The sequence below is a fragment of the Leisingera sp. ABD4_442 genome (genome assembly GCF_056160905.1).
In genome coordinates this window covers 48,469-71,689 of the sequence record NZ_JBSWYB010000007.1, presented here as the reverse complement: position 1 = coordinate 71,689, position 23,221 = coordinate 48,469, and the positions used below count along the sequence as shown (strand labels likewise).

General features: G+C 63.6%; 17 protein-coding genes. 14 read left to right on the top strand and 3 right to left on the bottom strand.

The window, feature by feature from the left end; genetic code table 11:
* Positions 1–11: 11 nt before the first annotated feature.
* The 12 genes from ACXAHG_RS08060 to ACXAHG_RS08005 all read left to right on the top strand — a co-directional run bounded on the left by ACXAHG_RS08060 (position 12) and on the right by ACXAHG_RS08005 (position 14,312).
* Positions 12–1,475 carry an aldehyde dehydrogenase gene (locus tag ACXAHG_RS08060; RefSeq protein WP_475056734.1) on the top strand — a complete coding sequence of 488 codons (1,464 nt, stop codon included), beginning with the start codon at positions 12–14 and terminating at the stop codon, positions 1,473–1,475.
* A 249-nt stretch (positions 1,476–1,724) separates the two neighbouring features.
* Positions 1,725–2,999, top strand: coding sequence for a flavin-containing monooxygenase (locus ACXAHG_RS08055; RefSeq protein WP_475056732.1), 1,275 nt, complete (start codon positions 1,725–1,727; stop codon positions 2,997–2,999).
* A 135-nt stretch (positions 3,000–3,134) separates the two neighbouring features.
* Positions 3,135–3,551 (top strand): RidA family protein, encoded by a 417-nt coding sequence (locus tag ACXAHG_RS08050; RefSeq protein WP_475039098.1) that lies wholly within the window; start codon positions 3,135–3,137, stop codon positions 3,549–3,551.
* 107 nt (positions 3,552–3,658) lie between these two features.
* Positions 3,659–4,333 (top strand): DUF1028 domain-containing protein, encoded by a 675-nt coding sequence (locus tag ACXAHG_RS08045; RefSeq protein ID WP_475056730.1) that lies wholly within the window; start codon positions 3,659–3,661, stop codon positions 4,331–4,333.
* Between the two features lie 14 nt (positions 4,334–4,347).
* Positions 4,348–5,844 carry an aldehyde dehydrogenase gene (locus ACXAHG_RS08040; protein WP_475056729.1) on the top strand — a complete coding sequence of 499 codons (1,497 nt, stop codon included), beginning with the start codon at positions 4,348–4,350 and terminating at the stop codon, positions 5,842–5,844.
* A gap of 33 nt (positions 5,845–5,877) precedes the next feature.
* The gene (locus tag ACXAHG_RS08035; RefSeq protein ID WP_475056727.1) at positions 5,878–6,813 is read left to right on the top strand and encodes a LysR family transcriptional regulator; all 936 of its coding nucleotides are present in this window, start codon (positions 5,878–5,880) and stop codon (positions 6,811–6,813) included.
* Between the two features lie 92 nt (positions 6,814–6,905).
* Positions 6,906–8,975 (top strand): oxidoreductase, encoded by a 2,070-nt coding sequence (locus tag ACXAHG_RS08030; RefSeq protein ID WP_475056725.1) that lies wholly within the window; start codon positions 6,906–6,908, stop codon positions 8,973–8,975.
* Positions 8,976–8,977: 2 nt separating this feature from the next.
* Positions 8,978–10,117: an acetylornithine deacetylase gene (argE, locus tag ACXAHG_RS08025; protein ID WP_475056723.1), complete on the top strand. Its 1,140-nt coding sequence runs from the start codon at positions 8,978–8,980 to the stop codon at positions 10,115–10,117.
* 264 nt (positions 10,118–10,381) lie between these two features.
* On the top strand, positions 10,382–11,512 hold the full coding sequence (locus tag ACXAHG_RS08020) for an ABC transporter ATP-binding protein (protein WP_475056722.1): 1,131 nt from the start codon (positions 10,382–10,384) through the stop codon (positions 11,510–11,512).
* Positions 11,512–12,441 (top strand): ABC transporter permease, encoded by a 930-nt coding sequence (locus ACXAHG_RS08015; RefSeq protein WP_475056721.1) that lies wholly within the window; start codon positions 11,512–11,514, stop codon positions 12,439–12,441. Before ACXAHG_RS08020 ends, ACXAHG_RS08015 begins: the two co-directional genes overlap by 1 nt.
* Before the next feature lie 3 nt (positions 12,442–12,444).
* Complete coding sequence (locus ACXAHG_RS08010; protein WP_475056719.1) at positions 12,445–13,254, top strand: ABC transporter permease; 810 nt, start codon at positions 12,445–12,447, stop codon at positions 13,252–13,254.
* 20 nt (positions 13,255–13,274) lie between these two features.
* On the top strand, positions 13,275–14,312 hold the full coding sequence (locus tag ACXAHG_RS08005; RefSeq protein ID WP_475039111.1) for an extracellular solute-binding protein: 1,038 nt from the start codon (positions 13,275–13,277) through the stop codon (positions 14,310–14,312).
* Between the two features lie 90 nt (positions 14,313–14,402).
* Here the strand turns inward: ACXAHG_RS08005 and ACXAHG_RS08000 are convergent, their stop codons facing one another.
* From ACXAHG_RS08000 to ACXAHG_RS07990, 3 genes are all read right to left on the bottom strand, one after another.
* Positions 14,403–15,716 (bottom strand): aspartate aminotransferase family protein, encoded by a 1,314-nt coding sequence (locus ACXAHG_RS08000; protein WP_475056717.1) that lies wholly within the window; start codon positions 15,714–15,716, stop codon positions 14,403–14,405.
* On the bottom strand, positions 15,713–17,245 hold the full coding sequence (locus ACXAHG_RS07995) for a trimethylamine methyltransferase family protein (protein ID WP_475056715.1): 1,533 nt from the start codon (positions 17,243–17,245) through the stop codon (positions 15,713–15,715). Before ACXAHG_RS07995 ends, ACXAHG_RS08000 begins: the two co-directional genes overlap by 4 nt.
* A gap of 101 nt (positions 17,246–17,346) precedes the next feature.
* Positions 17,347–18,312, bottom strand: coding sequence for a LysR family transcriptional regulator (locus tag ACXAHG_RS07990; RefSeq protein ID WP_475056714.1), 966 nt, complete (start codon positions 18,310–18,312; stop codon positions 17,347–17,349).
* Positions 18,313–18,412: 100 nt separating this feature from the next.
* On the opposite strand from ACXAHG_RS07990, the gene ACXAHG_RS07985 reads away from it, so the two are divergent.
* Together ACXAHG_RS07985 and ACXAHG_RS07980 are read left to right on the top strand one after the other, a co-directional pair.
* Complete coding sequence (locus ACXAHG_RS07985) at positions 18,413–20,800, top strand: GcvT family protein (RefSeq protein WP_475056712.1); 2,388 nt, start codon at positions 18,413–18,415, stop codon at positions 20,798–20,800.
* A complete protein-coding gene (locus tag ACXAHG_RS07980; protein ID WP_475056710.1) occupies positions 20,797–23,211 on the top strand; it encodes a GcvT family protein in 2,415 nt (804 codons plus the stop codon). The genes ACXAHG_RS07985 and ACXAHG_RS07980 overlap by 4 nt, the downstream gene beginning before the upstream one ends.
* The last annotated feature ends 10 nt before the right edge of the window (positions 23,212–23,221 follow it).

Here is a 23,221-nt window from a genome sequence, read left to right as displayed (position 1 = left end):
GGAGCCTGAGAATGCAGACCTTCCAGCAGTACATTGGCGGCGCGTTTGAGGACGCAGGGGAAACTTTCGAGAGCCTCGATCCGGCCACCGGCAAACCCTGGGCGCAGATGCCTGCCGCTTCGGTGTCTGATGTGGACAGGGCGGTGCGGGCTGCGGAGGCTGCGTTCTTCTCGCCAGAATGGGCCGGGATGACGGCCACCCAGCGTGGCAAGCTGCTGATGCGGCTGGCCGATCTGGTGGCGGAGAACGCCCCCCGGCTGGCCGAGCTGGAAACCCGCGACACAGGCAAGATCATCCGCGAGACCTCGGCCCAGATTGCCTATGTGGCGGAATACTACCGCTACTACGCAGGGCTGGCGGACAAGATCGAGGGCGCGCATCTGCCGATTGATAAACCGGACATGGAGGTCTGGCTGCGGCGCGAGCCGGTGGGGGTGGTGGCCGCCATCGTGCCGTGGAACTCGCAGCTGTTTCTGTCCGCTGTCAAAATCGGTCCGGCGCTGGCGGCGGGCTGCACGGTGGTCTTGAAGGCGTCGGAGGAAGGCCCGGCGCCGATGCTGGAATTTGCCCGGATTTTTGATCAGGCAGGCTTCCCGCCTGGTGTCTTCAACGTCATCACCGGCGGGCCGGAGGCGGGCGCGGCGCTCACCAGCCATGGCAAGGTCGCCCATGTGGCCTTTACCGGTGGGCCGGAAACCGCGCGCCATATCGTGCGCAATTCGGCAGAAAACCTCGCCTCGACCTCGCTGGAGCTGGGTGGCAAATCGCCCTTCATCGTGTTTGATGACGCCGATTTGGAAAGCGCGGTGAACGCGCAGGTGTCGGGGATATTTGCCGCCACCGGGCAAAGCTGCGTCGCGGGATCGCGGCTGGTGATCCAGAAGAGGATCAAGGATGCCTTCCTGGCCCGGCTGAAGGAGAAAGCCGAAGCTGTGGTGATCGGTGCGCCGGATGATATGGCGACCGAAGTCGGGCCGCTCTGCACCCTGAAACAGCGCGACCATGCGCTGCGGCTGATCGGGGCCTCGGTTGAGGCCGGGGCCAGGCTGATCACCGGCGGCACCGTTCCGGAAGGGGAGGGGTTCTATTTCCCGCCGACGGTGCTGGACTGTTCGGATGCGCCAGAGGCGCCCTGCCTGTCGAATGAGTTCTTTGGTCCCGTCCTGTCGGTGGTCGGCTTCGAGACCGAGGCAGAGGCGATGGAGATCGCCAACAGCACCGCCTTTGGCCTGGCTTCGGGTGTGTTCACCCAGAGCCTCACCCGCGCGCACCGGATGATCCGGGGCATCCGCGCGGGCATCGTCTGGGTCAACACCTATCGCGCCGTCAGCCCGATTGCGCCTTTTGGGGGCCACGGCCTGTCCGGCCACGGGCGCGAGGGCGGGCTGCAGGCGGCGCTGGACTACACCAAGGTCAAGGCGGTCTGGCTGCGCACCAGCGACGATCCGATTCCGGATCCCTTTGTGATGCGCTAACCCTCTTCCCGCCGGACGCAAGCAGCGGATCCGCTCTTCATCTGGCTGAAAATATCCTCGGGGGAGCGCGAGGGGGCAGACAGCCCCCTCGTTAACGCGCTGAAACCAAACGGAACCACCCTGCTTAGCTCCACGCGAACCAGAGGTAAGCCATAGATTTCTTTTTCCTGACCCGGGGCTGTGGAATTCCTGTTGAGGAAGACCGGCGGGGATGCCGCCCGCGCTGAAGTGTCAGGAGAGGGTTTGGAGATGGCGATTGAAAAGACAGACACGCTGGTTGTCGGTGCAGGCCAGGCCGGTGTGGCTATGAGCGAGCATCTGACAAGCTACGGCGTGCCGCATCTGGTGCTGGAAAAGAACCGCATTGCCGAGGCCTGGCGGACGGGCCGCTGGGATTCGCTAGTGGCCAACGGTCCGGCCTGGCATGACCGGTTTCCGAACTTGGAGTTTACCGGCACCGATCCCGAAGCCTTTGCCGGAAAGGAGCGGATCGCAGATTACTTTGTGGAATACGCCGAACGCTTCAACGCGCCGATCCGCACCGGGGTTGAGGTGAAACGGGCTGAACGTATCGAAGGCGCTGGCGGTTTCCGGGTTGAAACCTCTGACGGGGTGATTGAGGCGCAGCGGATCGTGGCGGCCACCGGCGCCTTTCAGCAGCCGGTGATCCCGCCGCTGGTGCCGGAAGGGGCAGCGGTGCACCAGCTGCACTCCTTCCACTATCGCAACCCGGATCAGCTGCCTGCGGGTGCGGTGCTGGTTGTTGGCGCAGGGTCCTCCGGTGCGCAAATCGCTGATGAGCTGAACCGGGCGGGCCGCAAGGTCTATCTCTCGGTTGGCCCGCACGACCGCCCGCCGCGCATGTACCGCGGCCGCGATTTTGTCTGGTGGCTGGGGGTGCTGGGCCTGTGGGACCAGGCGGCGCTGGAGCCGGGCAAGGAGCATGTGACGATTTCTGTCAGCGGCGCCTATGGCGGCCAGACCATGGATTTCCGCCGGCTGGCAGGCGAGGGCGTGACACTGCTGGGCCTGACAGAGGCCTATGAGGGCGGCACCATGCGCTTTGCAGGCGACCTGCAGGAGAACATCGCGGCGGGGGATGCCGATTACCTGAAGATGCTGGATCTGGCCGACGCCTATGTGGCGCGCACCGGGATTGATCTGCCGGAGGAGCCGCAAGCGCGCAAGGCCTTCCCGGATCCGGACAGCCTGACCCATCCGCTCCGCACGCTGGATCTGGCAAAGGAAGGCATCACGACGATCCTTTGGGCCACCGGTTTCCGCCAGGACTTCACCTGGATGCAGGTGGATGCCTTTGACGCCCGGGGCCGCCCGCAGCATCAGCGCGGGGTGTCGGCAGAGCCGGGGATCTATTTTCTGGGCCTGCCCTGGCAGTCGCGGCGCGGTTCGACCTTTATCTGGGGCGTCTGGCATGATGCCAAATATGTGGCTGACCAGATTGCCATCCAGCGCCACTACGAAGCCTACCGCGGTCCCGGTGCGGCCCGTGCGGACGCACTGTGAGCGCTGGCTTAGCCGCAGCCGAAGCAAGGGATAGCCAGACGGTGCTTTGGCAGCCCTGCCGGGCATGGCAGTTTTGCCGCCAAAGTCCCGGTCCGGCCCGCCAGCCCCGCCATCCCGTCACATCAGGAGGATTTCATGGCCCATACCCGCATCCGCAAGTTCAACACGTCAGACACCTACCCGGAACAGAACCTGGACAACGACCTGTGCCAGGCGGTGGTGACCACCGGCGGCAAGACCGTTTACCTGCGCGGCCAATGCCCGCAGAACCTGGACGATGCCAAGAACATCGACAGCCATGATCCGGTCGAGCAGACCCATAAGGTGATGCAGAACATCAAGCAGCTGATTGAGGAAGCGGGCGGTTCGATGGAGCATCTGGTCAAGGTAGTGGTCTATATCACCGATGTGCGCCACCGCGAGGCGGTCTACCGCACCATGGGCGAGTACATCAAAGGGGTGCATCCGGTGTCCACCGGGCTGGTGGTGCAGGCGCTGGCGCGGCCGGAGTGGCTGGTGGAGATCGACGGCACGGCGGTTATTCCGGACTAACAGCAGATTGCGTCCGGGATTGAGGGCGGGAACGAGGGGGCTGCCTGCCCCCTCGCGCTCCCCCGGGGAGTATTTTTGACCAGAAAGAAGCAGCAGGGGGCTGGATCATGACCTTTTCGCTTGTGGCGCGGTGCGCGGAGACCGGGATGTTCGGGATTGCGATATCCTCGTCTTCGCCTGCGGTGGCGGCGCGCTGTTCTTTTGCGCGGGCCGGCGTTGGCGCGGTGGCGAGCCAGAATGTGACCGACCCCAGCCTGGGGCCGCTGGCTTTGGACTTGATGGAGCAGGGCATGACCGCCGCCGCGGCAGTGGCCAAGGTGCGCGAGATCGGCCGGTTTATCGAATACCGCCAGGTGCTGGCGGTGGACAGCATTGGCGGCACGGCCATTCATTCGGGGCCGAATTCCTTGGGCATCTGGACCCAGGCGGAAGGCAAGGATGTGGCCTCGGGCGGCAACCTGCTGGCCAATGACGGTGTCTGCCAGGCCATCGTGGACGGGTTTGCGGCGTCTTCGGGGCATCTGGGCGACCGGCTGATTGCCGCGATGCGGGCCGGGCTGGCGGCGGGCGGCGAGGCTGGGCCGGTGCATTCGGCCGGCATGAAGATTGTCGACAAGGTGAGCTGGCCGGTGGCGGATCTGCGCTGTGATTGGACCGAAGACTGCCCGATTGAGAACATCGCAACCGCCTGGGACATCTACAAGCCGCAGCTGGACGCCTATGTCCAGCGCGCGCTCGACCCGCGCGAGGCACCGTCTTACGGCGTGCCCGGGGACGAATGAACAGGAGAGAGACGATGCAGGACTATACATTGGACGACTGGAAATCCCGGGCGGCAGCTCTCTCGTTCCGGGGGCAGGCCTTCATTGACGGCAAGTTCACGGATGCGGCCTCGGGCAAGACTTTTACCAGCGTCAACCCGGCGACGGGTGAGGTGCTGGCACAGGTTGCAAAATGTGATGAAGAGGATGTGAACCGCGCCGTGGCGGCAGGCCGCCGGGCCTTTGAGGAGGGGCGCTGGTCGCGGATGGCGCCGGGGGACCGCAAGGCGGTGATGCTGAAACTGGCGGATCTGATCCGCGCCAATCTGGAGGAGATGGCGCTGCTGGACAGCCTGGACATGGGCAAGCTGGTGACCGATGCCGCCACGGTGGACGCTCCGGGGTCCGCGCATTTCTTCCAGTGGTACGCGGAAGCGATCGACAAGGTTTATGACGAAGTGGCGCCGACCGGGCCGGGCGATCTGGCGCTGGTCAGGCGCGTGCCTTTGGGGGTTGTGGGCGCGGTGACGCCCTGGAATTTCCCGCTGGACATGGCGACCTGGAAGGCCGCGGCGGCGCTCGCGGCGGGCAATTCGGTGGTGCTGAAGCCAGCGGAGCAGTCGCCCTTGTCGGCGCTGCGCCTGGCGGAACTGGCGGCAGAGGCCGGGGTGCCGGACGGGGTCTTCAACGTGGTGCCGGGATACGGCGCCACCGCGGGCAGGGCGCTGGGGCTGCATATGGACGTGGACTGCCTCGCCTTCACCGGCTCCACCGCCATCGGCAAGATGTTCATGCAGTACTCGGGCCAGTCGAACCTGAAACAGGTATGGCCGGAAACCGGCGGCAAGAGCCCTAACCTGGTCTTTGCCGACTGCGAGGATCTGGATGCGGCTGCGGACATGGCGGCGTTCGGGATCTTCTTCAACCAGGGCGAGGTCTGTTCGGCCAACTCGCGGCTTTATGTCGAACGCTCGATCAAGGATGCCTTTGTCGAAAAGCTGATTGCCCGGGCCGAGGCCACCCAGCCGGGTGATCCGCTGGATCCGGCCTCGAAAATGGGGGCCATCGTGGATGAGAAGCAGACCGAGGGCATCATGCGCTTTGTCGAGGCGGGTAAGACTTCTGCCAATCTGGTGGCGGGCGGCGAACGCGTGACCGTCGGCGGCAAGGGCTGTTTCGTGCAACCGACAATCTTTGACGAGGTGAGCCACGGTGATCCGCTGGCGCGGGATGAGATTTTTGGCCCCGTCCTGTCGGTGATCCCGTTTGACAGCGAGGAGGAGGCCGTCGCCATGGCCAATGACTCGATCTACGGGCTGGCGGGGTCGGTCTGGACCGATAACCTGAGCCGCGCTTGCCGGGTGGCGGACAAGCTGCAAGTGGGCACCGTTTCGGTGAACACAGTGGACGCGCTGTCGGCGCAGACGCCCTTTGGCGGCATGAAACAGTCGGGCTTCGGGCGCGACCTGTCGCTGCACAGCTTGGAAAAATATACCGCGCTGAAAACCACTTGGATCAAATACCGGGCTTGATGGGCATGGGACGTCTCGGTCATAGTCGCTGACATGCCTTTGCGTTTCACCCTGCGCCAGCTGGAATATTTCGTCGCCGTCGGCGAGGCCGGGTCCATTGCCCTGGCCTCGGAGAAGGTGAATGTGTCCTCGCCGTCGATTTCGGCGGCGGTGTCGCAGCTGGAGAATGAGTTCGGCCTGCAGCTGTTCGTGCGCAAGCACGCGCAGGGCCTGTCGCTGACCCAGGCGGGCCATCAGTTCATGGATCAGGCGCGCGCAGTTCTCTATGAGGCGGGTGCGCTCAGCCGTTTGGCGGATAATATCTCGGGCTTTGTGCAGGGGCCCTTGTCGGTCGGCTGCCTGCTGACATTTGCCCAGCTGATTGTGCCGGGCCTGCGCCGCCAGTTCGAGGCGCTGTATCCGGCGGTGACTATAAGCCAGCTGGAGCGGGATCAGGCCGGGCTGATCGATTTGATCCGCCAGGCCCGGATTGATGTGGCGCTGACATATGACCTGAATATTCCGGCGGATCTGCAATTCAACGCGCTGGCTGAATTGCCGCCCTATGCGCTGCTGAGCGGGGACCACCCGCTGGCGGACCGCGGCAGCGTCACTGTGGCAGAGCTGGCCTCGCATCCGATGGTGCTGCTGGACCTGCCGCTGAGCGCCGAATATTTCCTGTCGTTCTTTGAGGATGCCGGCGTAACCCCGCAAATTGCCGAACGCACCCGTGATATGGCGGTGATGCGCGGGCTGGTGGCGAACGGGTTCGGCTATTCCATCGCCAATATCCGCCCGGTGACCGACATGGCGCCGGACGGGCGCAAACTGAAATTCGTGCCGATCGAGGGCAAGCTGCGCCCGATGCGGATGGGGCTGCTGACCGCTGAGGGCGCGGAGAATGTGCTGACGGTCAAGACCTTTATCAGCTACTGCCAGGAACGGATTACGGACGGCACTGTTCCCGGCATCCGCATCGGCAGCGGTTAGGCGGCGGCTAATCAATGGTTCCGCAAGCGCAACTTTCGCCTTTGGCGCGGTCCTGTACCCTTTGAGGGCTCTTGCACCGAAGGAGAGGAAAATTGCGCGATCCCCGCTATGACATTCTGTTCGAGCCAATGCAGATTGGCCCGCTCACAGCCAAGAACCGCTTTTATCAGGTGCCCCATTGCAATGGCGGCGGCTATCGCGACCCCTCGGCCGCGGCAGCGATGCGTGGCATCAAGGCCGAAGGCGGCTGGGGCGTGATCTTCACCGAACAGTGCGAGATGCATCACACCTCTGAAATCACCCCCTTCATCGAACTGCGCCTGTGGGAGGACAAGGACATCCCGCAGCTCAGGAAGATGTCGGAGCGGATGAAGACCCACGGCGCGCTGGCCGGCATCCAGCTGGCCTATTCCGGTATCAATGGCCCGAATCTCTATACCAAGGAGGTGCCGCTGGCGCCCTCGGCGCTGCCAATCCGTACCTTTACCAACGACCCCGTGCAGGCCCGGGCGCTGGACAAGCAGGACATCAAGGACCTGCGCCGCTGGTTCGTGAATGCGGCGAAACGGTCCAAGGATGCGGGCTTTGACCTGATCTGCCTTTATGGCGCGCATGGGTTCGGCATCTTCCAGCACTTCCTGAGCCGCGCGACCAATCAGCGCTCGGATGAATACGGCGGCTCCTTGGAGAACCGTGCGCGGTTCAGTCAGGAAGTTATCGCGGATATGCGCGATGCCGTGGGCGACACCATGGCAATCACCCTGCGGGTTTCGCTGGACGAAACCATCGGCGAGCTGGGTTTTTCCAATGCAGAAGTGCGCGACTATATCGAGATGAACAAGGACCTGCCGGACCTTTGGGATCTGGCGCAGGGGACGTGGGAGGATTGCTCCGGCCCTTCGCGTTTCAAGGAAGAAGCCGCACAGGAGCAGCTCGTGCGCGGCATTCATGAGCTGACGGACAAGCCCATCGTCGGTGTCGGCCGTTTCACCAGCCCGGACGTGATGGCGAAGATGGTGAAATCCGGCACGCTGGACTTCATCGGCTGCGCGCGGCCCTCGATTGCCGACCCCTTCCTGCCCAAGAAGATCGAGGAAGGCCGGATCGAGGACATCCGCGAATGCATCGGCTGCAACATCTGCATCACCGGCGACATGACCATGTCGATCAGCCGCTGCACCCAGAACCCGACATTCATGGAGGAATGGCGCAAGGGCTGGCATCCGGAGACGATGAACACCAAGGGCGATAGTTCCAATGTGCTGGTGGTGGGCTCCGGCCCCGCGGGCCTGGAGGCTGCCTGGGCGCTCTGCCGCCGCGGTTACGATGTGGCAGTGGCTGAGGCGAAGGACGTGATCGGCGGGCGGGTGACCCGCGAGCGCCAGTTGCCAGGCCTGAATGCCTGGGGCCGGGTGGTCGATTACCGCGACTACCAGTTGAGCCAGCGTCCGAATGTGGAGATCTACCGCGAAAGCCCGCTGGATGCGGACAGCATCCTCGAATTCGGCTTTGAAAACATCTGCATCGCCACCGGCTCTGCCTGGCGCCGCGACGGGGTCTCGCGCCAGCATGTAGTGCCGATGCCGATTGCCGCGGGCGCCAAGGTCTACACCCCCGACGATTTGATGGATGGCACCCTCCCCGAGGGCCGTGTGGTGGTCTATGACGACGACCACTATTACATGGGCGGGGTGTTGGCCGAACTGCTGGCTTCCAAGGGCGCTCAGGTCACTTTGGTGACCCCCTCGGCCTTTGTCAGCGACTGGACCAACAACACGCTGGAACAGGTGGCGATCCATCCACGCCTGGTCGAGGCCGGGGTGGAGATTGTTCTAAATCAAGGCATTACAGAAATTCATGCCGGTCACGTGGTCAGCAACTGCACCTACACAGACCGCACCTGGAATATCGAGGCGGATGCCGTTGTCATGGTTGCCTCGCGCATTGGCAATGACAGCCTCTACGAAGACCTGCGCACCCGGGCGGCGGATTGGGGAGATGCCGGCATCAAGTCGATCAAGATCATCGGCGACGCCAGTGCGCCGGGGCCGATTGCCTGGGCGACCTATGCGGGCCACCGTTATGCCCGCGAGTTGGACGGGCCGGACATCGGCGATGCGCTGCCTTTCCGCCGCGAGATTACCGAGCTGTCCGTGGACTGACGATGACAGCAACGCTGGACATACTGGAGCGGCTGATCGCCTTCGACACGGTAAGCCGCAATTCGAACCTGGCGCTGGCTTCCTATGTCGAGGGCTTCCTGACCGAACGCGGTTTTGCCGTGACCCGGCTGCCCTCGCCGGATGGTCGCAAGGCCGGGCTTTACGCCGAAAAAGGTCCTGCGGGGCAGGGGATACTATTGTCCGCCCATACCGACGTGGTGCCGGTGGATGGGCAGGACTGGACCCGCGATTCCTTCCGGCTGACCCGGGACGGAGACCGTGTCTATGGCCGCGGCACAACCGATATGAAGGGTTACGTCGCCAGTGCCTTGGCTTTGGCGGACCGGGCGGCGACGGCGGATCTGAAGGAGCCGCTGAAAATCGCGCTGTCTTATGACGAGGAAATCGGCTGCGTCGGCATCCAGGAGATGCTGGAGCGTCTGGCACCGCTGATCGGCCAGCCGCGTGCCTGTTTCGTCGGGGAGCCGACCGAAATGCAGGTTGCCATCGGCCACAAGGGCAAGGCCGCCTTGCGCGCGGTCTGCCATGGCGAAGCCGGCCATTCGGCCCTGGCGCCGAATTTCACCAACGCCTTGCACTTGGCCGGGGATTTCCTGGGCGAACTGCGCGCACTGCAGGCGGATTTCGCTGCCAATGGCGCCCGGGATGCGGCCTATGCGGTGCCCTATTCCACCGTGCATGCGGGCAAGATGAGCGGCGGCACTGCGCTCAACATCGTGCCGGACCGGGCAGAGCTGACATTCGAATACCGCCACCTGGCCGCCGACCGCGGTGCGGATATCCTGGCCCGCATTCAGGCCGCTGCAGAGCGGGTCAGCAACCGCTACCCGGAGCAGGCCTATGTCGAGGTGGAGCAATACAACGCCTATCCTGGTCTCGACGTGGCCGCCGACCGCGCGGTTGTCCCCTTTGCCCAGAAACTCGCCCAAAGCAATGGAACCACCAAGGTCGCCTTTGGCACCGAGGCCGGGTTCTTTGACCAGCTGGGGGTGCCCACCGTGGTCTGCGGCCCGGGCTCGATGGAAGGGCAGGGGCATAAGCCCGACGAATACCTGGAGCTGAGCCAGCTTGCAGCTTGCGACGCAATGATGGGCCGGATCCTGCAGCAGCTGACGGCCTGACGGCATCCCTGGTCTTATCGCCGCGGCCTGGCTGGCGCATTATTTAGAATTTTACCGGAATTGCCAGCTGACAATTTTTCTGCCCCGCCCGCTGCTGTCTGTTGCAGGCTTTCCCGTTCTATCCTGCCCGGTGGCAATTCAATGGGCTTGGCGCTGCCCATTGAGCAGCTGGTAAGGCGTTGCTTTAGCAAGGGTTTCAAAGCTTAGGCAAAGACTAACATTTGCTGAGGGAGTCAATTCTTAAAGCAGACCCCTGGCCTTCTTATGCTGGATCAAACGACACGCGGCAGAGGGGAGGCGCAAGTGCCCGGTACCAACACAGATGCGATTGATGTGCGCAACGCGGTCAAACGCTATGGGGATTTCACCGCCCTCAAGCGGATTTCTCTGACCATTGAGGACAACGAATTTTTCACCCTGCTTGGCCCGTCGGGCTGCGGCAAGACCACGCTGTTGCGGATGATCGCCGGGTTCGAGGATGTGACCGAGGGCGAAATCCTGCTGTTCGGTGACGAAATCGAAAGCCTGCCGCCGCATCAGCGGCCGGTGAACACGGTGTTCCAGAACTACGCGCTGTTTCCGCATATGACCATTCTGGACAACGTGGCCTTTGGCCTGGAAATGCGCGGCAAATCCAAGGATGCCGCCCGCAAACGTGCGGGCGAGATGCTGGAGCTGGTGCAATTGTCGCAATTCGCTGCCCGCAAGCCGTCCCAGCTCTCAGGCGGCCAGCAGCAGCGTGTGGCGCTGGCGCGTGCGCTGGCGCCACAGCCTAAAGTGCTGCTGCTGGATGAACCGCTGTCGGCGCTGGACCTGAAGCTGCGCAAACAGATGCAGCTGGAGCTGAAGCATCTGCAGCGGGAAACCGGGATCACCTTTATCTTTGTGACCCACGACCAGGAGGAAGCGCTGACCATGTCCGACCGCATCGCGGTGATGTCGGCGGGCGAGCTGCAGCAACTGGGCACACCGACCGAGATTTATGAGCAGCCGCGCAACATGTTCGTGGCGGATTTCATCGGTGAGACCAACTTGCTGGAAGTGTCCGTCGATGAGGTGCGCAACGGCCGTGCGACCTGCCATCTGGGCGGCGGCCACGCGCTGACTTGCAACTCGGTTGACGGTATTGGCGCGGGCGCCAAGGTGCATATGTCGGTGCGGCCTGAACGCCTGTTCATGTCCGACGCGCCGGTCGAGGCCGAGAGCCTGAAGGGCCGGGTTGCTGAAAACATATTCGTGGGCACCGACATCAGCACGCTGGTCGATTTGGCCGAGGGCCCGCAGTTCATCGTGCGCACCTCCAATTCCGACCGCGGCAATAAACGGATCTTTGAGCCGGGCAGCGAGATTTTCGTCAACATGGAGCTGGGGGCCGGGCGCCTCCTGATGGACTGATGGCAGCAGGCGCAGCAAGCGGCGGCTCAGCCCGCGCAGATACATACAAGGACGCCCGCGGCTGGCTGCTGCTGCCGTCCTGGGCGGTGCTCGGCATCTTTGTGCTGGGACCCGTCTGCATGATGCTGATCTATTCCTTCCTGACCAAGGAATTCCGCGGCGGGGTGATCTGGGAGCCTTCCCTGGCCGCCTACGATCAATTCTTCTTTGACCGCGGGCTGTTCGGCGATGAACCGGCCAAGCTAGAATGGACCTATATCACCATCTTCTGGCGTTCGATCTGGCAGGCGGGGGCGGCGACGCTGCTCAGCCTTCTGATCGGCTTCCCGACCGCCTATTTCATTGCCACCCGGCCAGAAAACGTGCGGCCTGTCTGGGTGTTCCTGATCACCATTCCCTATTGGGTGAACCTGCTGATCCGCACCGTTTCGATGAAGTTCCTGCTGCGCGACCAGGGGCCGCTGAACGATTTCCTGACCGGCACCGGGCTGATCGACAGCCCCATTCACATCGTCAACACCAACTTTGCGGTGCAGCTGGGGCTGTTCTACTCCTACCTGCCGTTCATGGTGCTGCCGGTCTATGCCGCGGTGGAGCGCTACAACTTTTCACTGTCTGAGGCCGCGGCGGATCTCTACGCCAGCAAATGGACCACCCTGCGCCGCATTGTGCTGCCGGCGGTGAAACCGGGCGTGGTGGCGGGTTGCATCCTGGTGTTCGTTCCCTCGATGGGTTCTTTTCTGGCGCCGGATCTTCTGGGCGGGGCCAAGAACTTCATGATCGGTTCGCTGATTGAGGAGCAGTTCAAGGGCAACGCCGGCAATTGGCCGTTCGGTGCCGCAGCCTCTATGGTGCTGCTGACAATGGTGCTGATCATCCTGATGTTCTCTGCCCGCCAGCAGGCCAAAGCAGACAAGGCGGGGGGCTGAACCATGGCGCATGTGAATGAAAACATCAAAGCCTACAAAGGCTTCCGCGCGATCACCCTGTTGTGCCTGGTAGTGCTTTATGCGCCATTGGTGATCGTCACCATCTACAGCTTCAATGCGTCCCAATCCATCACCAACTGGGAAGGGCTGTCGTTGCGCTGGTACGCCGATGTGTTCACCGGGCCGGAAAGCGACAAGTTCAAGGCAGCGGCCTTCAACAGCTTTACCATCGCCATCATGGCGGCCACTGCCAGCACCGCAATTGCCACCTTGGCGGCAACCGCAATGGTGCGCGGCGGCAACTTCAAACTGCGCACCGTGTCCTTTGGCCTGATCAGCCTGCCGCTGATGGTGCCGGAAATCGTGACCGCCGTTGCCACGCTGATCTTCTTCAACGCGATCGGCTTCACCCGCGGCTACATGACCATTCTGGTGGCCCATATCGCATTTTGCATCCCCTTCGCCTACCTGCCGATTTCGGCCCGGATGCAGGGGATTGAGGACAGTTTTGAACAGGCGGCGATGGACCTTTATGCGACCCGCAGGCAGGCCTTCACCAAGATCCTGATGCCGCTGATGGCGCCGGGCATCATCTCCGGCTTCCTGTTGGCCTTCATCGTCAGCCTGGATGACTTCATCATCACCAATTTCGTCAAGGGCGCCGGTGTGGAAACCCTGCCGACGGCGATCTTCGGCTCCGTCAAGCAGGGCATCAAACCCAACATCATGGCGATCTCGACCATGCTGCTGAGCGTTTCCATCGTGATGGTCACCATCAGCTACTTCGTCAGCAAATCCGACAATACAAAATGATCCAACACGGGAGAAACAACATGAAAAACCTGCTGAAATCCAGCGCTGCGGCCCTTGCGCTGAGTGCCGTTGCCACTGCCGCCACCGCCGAGGGCAAGCTGGTCCTTTATCACTGGTTTGAATACATGCCGCAGGAGGTGCTGGAGAAGTTCACCGCCGAAACCGGCATCGAGGTGACCATGGACACCTATGATTCCAATGAATCCATGCTGGCGACGCTGAAGGCCGGCGGCATGGGCACCTATGACCTGGCGGTGCCGGGCGATTACATGGTCAGTATCATGGCAGGCGAGGGGCTGCTGGACACCATTGCCGAGGGGGAGCTGGCGAACAAAGGCAATATCGCCCCGGAATGGGCCGACCCCAGTTTCGATCCAGGCCGCGCGTCCTCGATCCCTTATCAGTGGGGCTCCACGTCTTTTGCAGTGAACCGGGATGCTTATGGCGGCGATATTCAGACCACCGCCATCCTGTTTGAGCCGCCGGCGGAACTCTCTGGCAAAATCAACATGCTGGACAGCCAGGGCGAGGTGATCGCAATGGCCTCCTTGCATATGGGCATCCCGCAGTGTTCCACCGACCGGGAACAGCTGAAGGCGCTGAACGCAATGCTGCAGGCGGCCAAGCAGCATTGGGCATCCTTCAATTCGGACACCGCCAAGGAGGTTCTGGTGTCGGGTGATGCGGCTGTCGGGCAGATCTATGACGGCTTTGCCGCCAAGGCGCGTGAGGAAGGCGCCAATGTGGAATACGCTTATCCCACCCAGGGCTATGTCGCCTGGATGGACAATGTGGTGCTGCTGAAGGACGCGCCGAACCGGGCGAACGCGCTGAAATTCATGGACTTCCTGCTGGAGCCGGAAAACATCGCGGCGGTTACCAACTATGCGCAGTATAATGCGGGGGTAAGCGGGGTTGCAGAGTATCTGGACCCGGCGCTGGCAGCGCAGCCGGAGAAGAACCCCCATGCCGGCGCTGGCGATGGGGTGTTCATCGAGGTTTGCGATCAGCAGACCCAGGCGGTCTATGACCAGATCTGGACCAACCTCAAGAAGTGATCGTGGATACGAGGGGGCTGTCTGCCCCCTCGCGCTCCCCCGAGGATATTTTTGGCCAGATGAAGACCGGATCCTGTGCTTGCGGAGAGGTCAGAGGCTGGCAAAGGCGCGGTCGAGGCCGTCGTGGACATGATCCACATCCGCCAGCGACAGGCACATCGGCGGCACCATGCGCAGGCAGGACTGGTAGGCGCCTGATTTTGAGAGGATAATGCCGCTTTCACGCGTGGCCTCAAACACCGCGGCGGTGGTTTGCGGGTCGGGTTCCTTGGTCTTGCGGTCCTTGACCATCTCGATTGCCAGCATCAGCCCGCGGCCGCGAACGTCGCCGATGGCCGGGTATTTCTCCTTGAGCGCGTGCAGCCGTTCCAAGAGCGCGGCGCCCACGGTGCGGGCGTTCTCCTGCACCTTGTCCTCTTTCAGAACCTGCAGCACCGCGCGGCCTGCGGCGCAGGAGGTTGGGTTGGCGCCGTAGGTGTGGAACATGAACTTTTCTGCCATCGGCGCGGCGATTTTTTTGCGCGCCACCACTGCGCCCAAGGGGAAACCGTTGCCGATGCCCTTAGCCATCACCACGATGTCGGGAATGACGCCATCGGCCTCGAACCCCCACATGTGATCGCCGGTGCGCCCGAAACCGGCCTGCACCTCATCCGCGATCAGCAGCCCGCCCGCTGCGCGCACCCGCTCGGCGGCGCCGGTCATGTAGCCCTTGGGCATCTCGACGATACCGCCGTAGCCCTGAACGCTTTCGATGAACATGCCCGCAACCCGGCCGGAGGTGGCGGTGTGGATGGTGCGCTCAATCTCGTCGAGGTAGGGCTGGACGCCGGCGTTTTCGCCAAAGATGCCGCGGTACTGGTGCGGTTCGGCGACAAAGGCCACATTGCCGGGCGTGCCGGGATGGCGCCAGCCGGAGATGCCGGTGATCGACTGCGCCGCCGCCGTGGGTCCGTGGTAGGCGGAGCGCAGTGCCAGCAGATCCAGGTTGCCGGTATAGCTGCGCGCCATTGTCATGGCGAGGTCCACAGCCTCGGAGCCGGAGTTGGTGAAATGCACCACCCATTCGATATCGCCATTGGGATTCGGCATGGTGGCCGCCAGTTCCTCCGCAAAATGCGCAGGGACGGGATGGTAGAACATGGTGGTGCAATGGGTCAGCTCCTGCGCCTGCTCCATCGCGGCGGCGACCACCTTGGGGTGGCTGTGGCCGACCGAGATGCAGACGTTCATGCCCAGAAGGTCGGTGTATTTGCGGCCCTCGACGTCCCACAGGTACTGCATCGATCCCTTCTTGAAGACCATCGGGTTCTTGAAGGGGATGAATTTACGCTGGCTGGCGGCGTAGTAATTGTCGCGCCGTTCGGCGGTCTCTGTCAGGGTCCAATCCGTGTGCAGGGTCATGTCTTTCCTCCCTCGATCTCCTTGGTGCGGCGGGCGACAAAATCGTCCAGCGCCGCGCGTGTTCCGCTGTCCATTGATGGTTGTTCGTAGTCGGTGAGCAGCTGCTTCACCCGGGCGCTGGCACGCTCGTGCTGCCATTCGGCGCCTTCGGCGGCCCATTGCTCGTAAGTGCCGTTGTCGGACATCTCGCCCATCCAGAAGGCGGTCTGATAGTTGTCCTGGGTATGCTGGGCGCCGAGGAAATGGCCCCCCGGCTCCACTTCGAAAAATGCATCCATCGCCTGCGCTGCTTCGGAGAAATCAACACCCTTGATAAAGCGCTGCATGGCCGAGCAACGGTCGGCGTCCATCACGATTTTCTCGTAGCCGGTTGTCAACAGCCCCTCCAGGCAGCCGGTCGCATGGATGATGAAGTTGACGCCGGCCAGCGCTGCGCCCATCAGCTGGGACTGGCTTTCATAGCCTGCCTGCGCGTCCGGCACCTTGGCCGCGGTCAGCCCGCCGACCGAGTGGAAGGGCAGGCCGAGCCGGTCGGCCAGGGTCTTGGCGCACATCTGGAACTGGGTGCCTTCGGGGGTGCCGAATGTGGGTGCGCCGGTTTTCAGGCTGATGGGGGAAAAGAAGGTGCCAAAGGCGGCAGGCGCGCCGGGGCGGATCAGCTGGATCAAGGCCACGCTTGCCATCACCTCGGCCAGCACCTGCGCCAGGGTTGCGGCGACTGAGACCGGCGACATCGCGCCGCCCAGCACGAAAGGCGAGACGACGGTGCATTGTCCGGCCTGCGCGTATTCTTTCAGCGCCCACAGCATGGTTTCGTCCATCACCAAGGGCGCATTGGTGTTGACGACGGAATAGAGCACGCAGTTGTTGTCGACGAACTCGCGCCCCATGGCGATGCGGCACATCTCGATGGTGTCGCGGGCGCGTTCCGGGGCGGTGACGGCGCCCATGAAAGGCTTGTCGTTCATGGTCAGATGCGTGTGCGCCATATGCAGGTGGCGCAAATCGACCGGCACATCGACCGGCTCCACCACCACCCCGCCGGAATGGTTCACCGCGCCCAGGCTGTGGTGCAGCTTGGTGATGTTTTTGAAGTCCTCCAGCGTGGCATAGCGGCGGCCGTTCTCCATGTCATGCACGAAAGGCGGGCCGAAACTGGGGGCATAGACCTGCGCGTCGCCGCCGATCTGCACTGAACGGGCCGGGTTGCGGGCGTGCTGGGTGAAGACGCGGGGCGCGGTCTTGATCTTGTCGCGGCACCAGCCGGGGTCGAACCGCACACGCTCGCCGTCGACCCGGGCGCCATGTTTGCGGAACAGCTCCAGCGTTTCCGGTTCGCCGCGGAAGTCCATGCCGATCTCGTCCAGGATGCGGTCGGCGTTGCGTTCGATGATCGCCACGGCCTCGCCGCTGATCAGGCTGACCAGGCCGGTTTTTCGGATCGTATAAGGCGCCGCCAGCGTGTTTTGCGCGGCGCGGGCGGCCATGCGCTCTTGCCGTCCGGCGCGGCGGGTGGTTGTGCGGGCCATTGAGGGGCCTCCGTTGCGGTCGTGTCTGGCATTAGACATGGCAAGGAAGCCGTGGCCTGCACAGCAAAACCACGCAGCATTAGTTTCATTAATGATGCGGATTAGGCGGGGTAGATAACACGGTCCGCAGCGCGGGGCAGCAGCCGGTCGAAACTGTGCTGCAGCAGGCGGCGGCTTTCCTGCGCGACCTGGGTTGGAATATCGCCCAGCTCGCCGGTGCGGTGGATTGCCACGATAGAGCGTTTGAAGCCGGCAAAGGGCAGGGGTTCGATCCGCAGTGCCATGCCCTCTGCGATTGCGTCGATCAGAAGCGAGGGCGTCAGGATGGCAAAGCATTTGCCGGTGATCACCCCCGCCACCACCATCGAAGCGCGGTCTGCCTCCATCGAGCGGGGCAGGTCCAGGCGGCAGCGCTGCAGGTGCTGGTCGGTGCGCCGCCCGACCGGGGCATCGGCGCTGAAACGGACCAGGGACAGGCGTTCCGACAGCGCGTGAATGTCATCCGTGGGGCCATCGTAATCCGTTGGCAGAACGAGAAAAAACGGTTCTTCCAGCACGGGTGTACAGGTGTAGTCCGTCAGGTCGAACTGCGGGTCGGAGGTGATGGCAATGTCAATGCTGCGGGCGTTCAGCGCGGCCTGGTGATCGGTGGCCAACCCCGCCGACAGGCTGAGCTCGGGGATGCCCAGCCCGCCCCGCACCATGTCCAGCAGGCCGGGGGTGAGCGTGGTGGCAATTGAGGCCAGTAAGGCCACCCGCAGGATCGGGATCGAGCTGGATTGCACGTGACGCAGCTCTGAGCGCAGGTCTTCTACCTCGCTGAGGATCCGGAAGGCGCGGCGGCGCAGGATGTCGCCTGCGTGGGTCAGCTCCAGCGGGCGGCGGGCGCGATTGAACAGTGGCGCATCCAGCGCCCATTCCAGTTTCTTCAACTGCTGGGAAACCGCGGACTGGGTCATGCCCAGGGTCGCTGCGGCTGCCGTCACATGGCGGGAATCGGCCACGGCCATAAAGACCTCCAGCGCGCGTAGCAGGTTAACGTCCGATTCCGCCTGCGTTTTCTTCATTATTTCTGGCTTTCATTAGTCTTTCTAATTGTCGGAGCAAATTCTTGTGCTGCGCCCGCGGCCAAGTCAATCCTGCGTCAAACATCAGGGAGTGCCGGTTATGGCGCGGATCATCATCATTGGCGGCGGCGCGATCGGGCTGGGGTTGGCCTATCACCTGGCCGGGCGGGCCGAGGTCACCGTGCTGGAGCGCAACCAGCTGACCAGCGGTACCAGCTGGCATGCGGCGGGCATCGTCGGGCCGTTGCGCGCGACACCGAACATGACCAGGCTGGCGATGTATGCGGGTGAATTGTTCCCCAAGCTGGAGGAGGAAGCGGGGCTCTCCACGGGCTACCGCCAGACCGGCGGCTACTGGATTGCCCGCGAAGAGGCGCGGATGGATGAGCTGCACCGGATCGCCGCGCTGGGGCGGCATTTCGGATTGACGCCCTCTATCGTCGGGGCGGGCGGGATCGATGTGCCGGGGCTGGATTTGCAGGGAGTCGTCGGCGCCTTGCGGGTGGAGGAAGACGCCAATGTGAACCCGGTCGACCTGTGCATGGCCTACGCCAAGGCAGCGCGCGCTAAGGGCGCGGTGATCCGCGAGGGCGTGCAGGTGGAGGCGCTGCTGGTGGAGAACGGCACCTGCAAGGGGGTGCGCCTTGGCGATGGTGCGGAATTGCTGGCCGATCAGGTCGCGCTCTGTGCCGGGGCCTGGTCGAAACGGCTGGCCGATGCCGCCGGGGTGGCGCTGCCCTTGCAGGCGGTCGAGCACATGTATGTGGTGACGGAACCGATGGCGGGCCTGCCCAATCCCTACCCGGTGCTGCGCGACCTGGACTGCGGAATTTACGTGAAGGGCGACGCGGGCAAGCTGGTCTTTGGCGGCTTTGAGCCGCGGGCCAAGGTTTGGGATGCCTTCGGGCCGGAGGGCGACCGCCCGTTCCTGGAGATGCCTGAGGATTGGGATCAGTTCATGCCCTTTATGGAGGCGGCGCTGGCCTTGGTTCCGGGGCTGCAAAGCGCGGGCATTCAGCATTTCATGAACGGGCCGGAAAGCTTCACCGCCGACACCCGTCCGCTGATCGGCCAGACTCCGGAGGTGGACGGGCTTTATGTGGCGGCGGGGATGAACTCGGTTGGGGTGATGTCCTCGGCCGGGGTGGGCCGGGTGCTGGCGGACTGGATGCTGGCAGGCGAGCCGCCGATGGATCTGTGGGAAGTGGACATTGCCCGTGTTGATCCGTTAGCCGCCGGGCAGGCGCATATCGAGACCCGGATGGAAGAGGCGGTCAGCGATGCCTTTGCCCTGCATTGGCCGTTCAAGCAGCCAAAGGCGGGACGAGGCCTGCGCAAGTCCCCTCTGCATGACCGCTGGGCTGCGGCGGGGGCGCATTTCGGCCTGACTGCGGGCTGGGAGCGCGGGCTTTGGTACGCGCGGGACGATAGCGAGCGCAACCTGCCCTACTCGGTAGGCGATCAGCCCTGGTATCCGATTGCAGCCCGCGAGGCGGCGGCGATGCGCGAAGGCGCGGTGATGCTGGACCTCTCCCCCTTTGGCAAGTTTGACGTGCTAGGGGCGGAGGCGCTGGCGCTGATGCAGTATTTGGCGGCGGGCAACGTGGATGTGGAACCTGGCCGCGCGGTCTATACGCCGATGCCGAATGCAAAGGGCGGGATCGAGGCGGATGTCACTGTTACCCGTCTGGCGGTAGATCATTTCCGGATGACCTCCGGCGCGGCCACCCGGCGCAAAGACCTGGCCTGGCTGCGCCGCCATGCCGCTGGCCGGGATGTGCAAGTCACGGATGTGACGGAACAGGAATGTGTGATCGGCGTCATGGGCGCCGGCGCGCGGGCGGTGATGGAGGGCTTGGGCCGTGATGATTGGTCGGCCTTTCCCTTCTCCACCGCCCGCGACGTAACAGTAGCGGGGCAGGCGGTTCGGGCCACAAGGGTGAGCTTTGTTGGCGAATTGGGCTGGGAGCTGTCGGTCCCTGTTGCTGGGGCCGGTGCGGTGTTTGATGCACTGCGCGAGGCTGGAGTACGGCCGATGGGCCATTTCGCGTTGGAAGCTTGCCGGATCGAGAAAGGGTTCCGCGCGTGGGGCCATGATCTGGGGCCGGAGATCACGCCGCTGGAGACCGGACTGGGCTTCACCATCGACTGGTCCAAGGACTTTCTCGGCAAACCTGTTCTGGCTGCGCAGCGGGAAACGGGCCTCAGCCGCCGGATGGTTCTGTTCAGTCTGCCCGGCCACCCGCTGGTGCTGCATGACGAGCCGGTTCTGGAAAATGGCCGCGTCGTGGGTTTCACCACCTCGGGCGGGCGCGGGGCACGCACCGGCCTCACCCTGGCGCTGGCGCTGGTCGAGGTGCAGCCGGGCGAGACCCTGGCCCAGACCTGTGCGCGGGTCTTTGAAATAGACATCGCAGGGCAGCGCTACGCCGCAGAGGCGCTCAGGCGCCCGCCCTTTGACCCCTCAGGCGAACGGATGAAAGCATGACCACCACAAACGCAAATGTCCTGATCATCGGCGGCGGCGCCATGGGGGTGTCGCTGATGTACCACCTGGCCAAGGCAGGCTGGACCGATGTGGTGCTGACCGAGAAGAACGACCTGACCCACGGCTCCACCTGGCACGCGGCGGGGCTGTGCACCCATTTTGCCCATAACCCCACCATTCAGGAGCTACGGGCAACTTCGGTGCGGCTTTATCGCGACATCCTGCCGGAAGAGACCGGCGACACTTGCGGTTTCCACCGTTCCGGCGCGATGCGGATCACCTCGAACCCGGACAGGATGGATGAATTTGCCCATGTCGCGGGCCTCAGCCGTTTTACCGGCTATGACCTGCAGATGCTGACACCGGATGACGTGGAGCGTCTGCACCCGCTGGCCCGTACCGAAGGCATCCTTGGCGGCATTTATGAACCGGATGACGGCCATGTGGACCCCTCGCTGGCGACCAATGCGATGGCCAAGGCGGCACGGGCCAATGGTGCCACCATCCTGCGCTATAACCCGGTGTCTTCGATCTGGCGCGAAGATGGCGTCTGGGTGGTGGAGACGGAGAAAACCACTATCCGCGCCAGGCACTTGGTCAATGCAGCCGGCACTTGGGGCTGGGAAGTGGGGCATATGATGGGGCTGAACATCCCTTCTGTCCCGGTGCTGCACCAGTATCTGGTGACGGATACGGTGCCCGCGGTAGCTGAGCGCATTGCCAAGGGCCTGCCCGAGCTGCCGATGATCCGCGATCCGGAAGAAAGCTGGTACGTGCGGCAGGAGCGCGACGGGCTGATCCTTGGTCCTTATGAAAAAGACGCCCAGCCCTGGTCGATCGACGGCTGCCCGCCGGACTTTGGCGCCGACCTGATGCCACCGGATCTGGACCGGGTCGAGCACATCATCATGGCGGCGATGGACCGCATCCCAGCGTTGGAAACGGGCGGGGTGAAATCGGTGGTGAACGGCCCGATTACATTCACCCCCGATGCCAACCCCTTGATCGGCCCGGCGCATGGGCTGGAAAACGCCTGGCTGCTGACCGGCTCCTCCATGGGCGTGATGGAAGGCGGCGGCGCGGGCTGGTTCCTGGCTCATTGGATGACCCACGGCGCGCCGCCGATGGATGCGCTGGCGGTGGACAGCCGCCGGTTCGGCAGCTGGGCGGACCGGGATTACCGGGTGGAAAAGGCCATCGAGTGCTTTGGTCTGCAGTTCGGCGTGCATTATCCGCATGAGGAACGCCCCGCCGCCCGCGGCAAGCGGCTGTCGCCGATCCACGGTCTGATGGTTGAACGAGGCGCAGTTATGGGCGCGGCCTATGGCTGGGAACGCCCCAACTGGTTCTCGGATAAGGCTGGGGATGAAGCGGTGCCCAGTTTCCGCCGTTCCAACTGGTTCGAGCCGGTGGCGCAGGAATGCCGGACGGTGACAGAGGCCGTCGGTCTGGCGGATCTGTCGGTGTTCTCGAAATTCGACGTCACAGGCCCGGACGCGCGCGCCTTTGTCGACTTTATCGGCGCCAACCGCGCGCCCAAGGCCGGGCGCATCGGACTGACTCACGCGCTGACCCCTGCAGGGGGTACCCAGTCCGAGTTCACTGTTTCAGTGCTGTCGGAGGACCATATCTACCTGACCTGCGCAGCGGCCGCTGAAGAGATGGACGCGGATCTGCTGCAGGCGCGCTCAGAAGGGTTTGAGGTCTCTATTGCCAACGTCACCGAAGATTTCGGCGTGCTGGGCCTGATGGGGCCGAAATCGCGCGATGTGCTGGCCGGTCTGACAGAGGCGGATCTTGGCGCTGGTTTTCCCTGGCTGTCGGTGCGCGAGATCACCGTGGCAGGCATTCCGGTGCGGGCGCTTCGTGTCTCTTACGTGGGGGAACTGGGCTGGGAACTGCATGTGGCGGCTGACCGGATGCCGGAATTGTTTCTGGCGCTGGAGGCTGCTGGCCAGCCGTACGGGCTGTGCTTGTTCGGCGCCTATGCGATGAACTCCATGCGGCTGGAGAAGGGCTATCGCGCCTGGGGCGCTGACTTCACCACCGAACGCACGCCTGCGGAAACCGGTGCGGGTGTCATGATCAAGATGGACCATGAATTCACCGGCAAGGACGCCCTGGCGCAGCGGATGGAAGCAGACGGCCGCTGGGACATGGTGCTGCTGGAGGTTGAGACCGGGGCGGTCGATCCCTTCTATGCCCATGGCGTGCTGCAGGGGGATCGGGTGGTGGGCATCGTCACCTCTGCTGCCCATGGCCACCGGACCGGCAAAACGCTGGCGCTGGCGTATTTGCGGGACCGGTCGGCGCGCGGCGGGCTGTCGGTGGAGGTGCTGGGCAAGCAGCTGACGGCCCGGGTGCTGGAAGACGCGCCATTTGATCCGGGCAATCTGCGGCTGAAAGGATAGCGCACCTGGT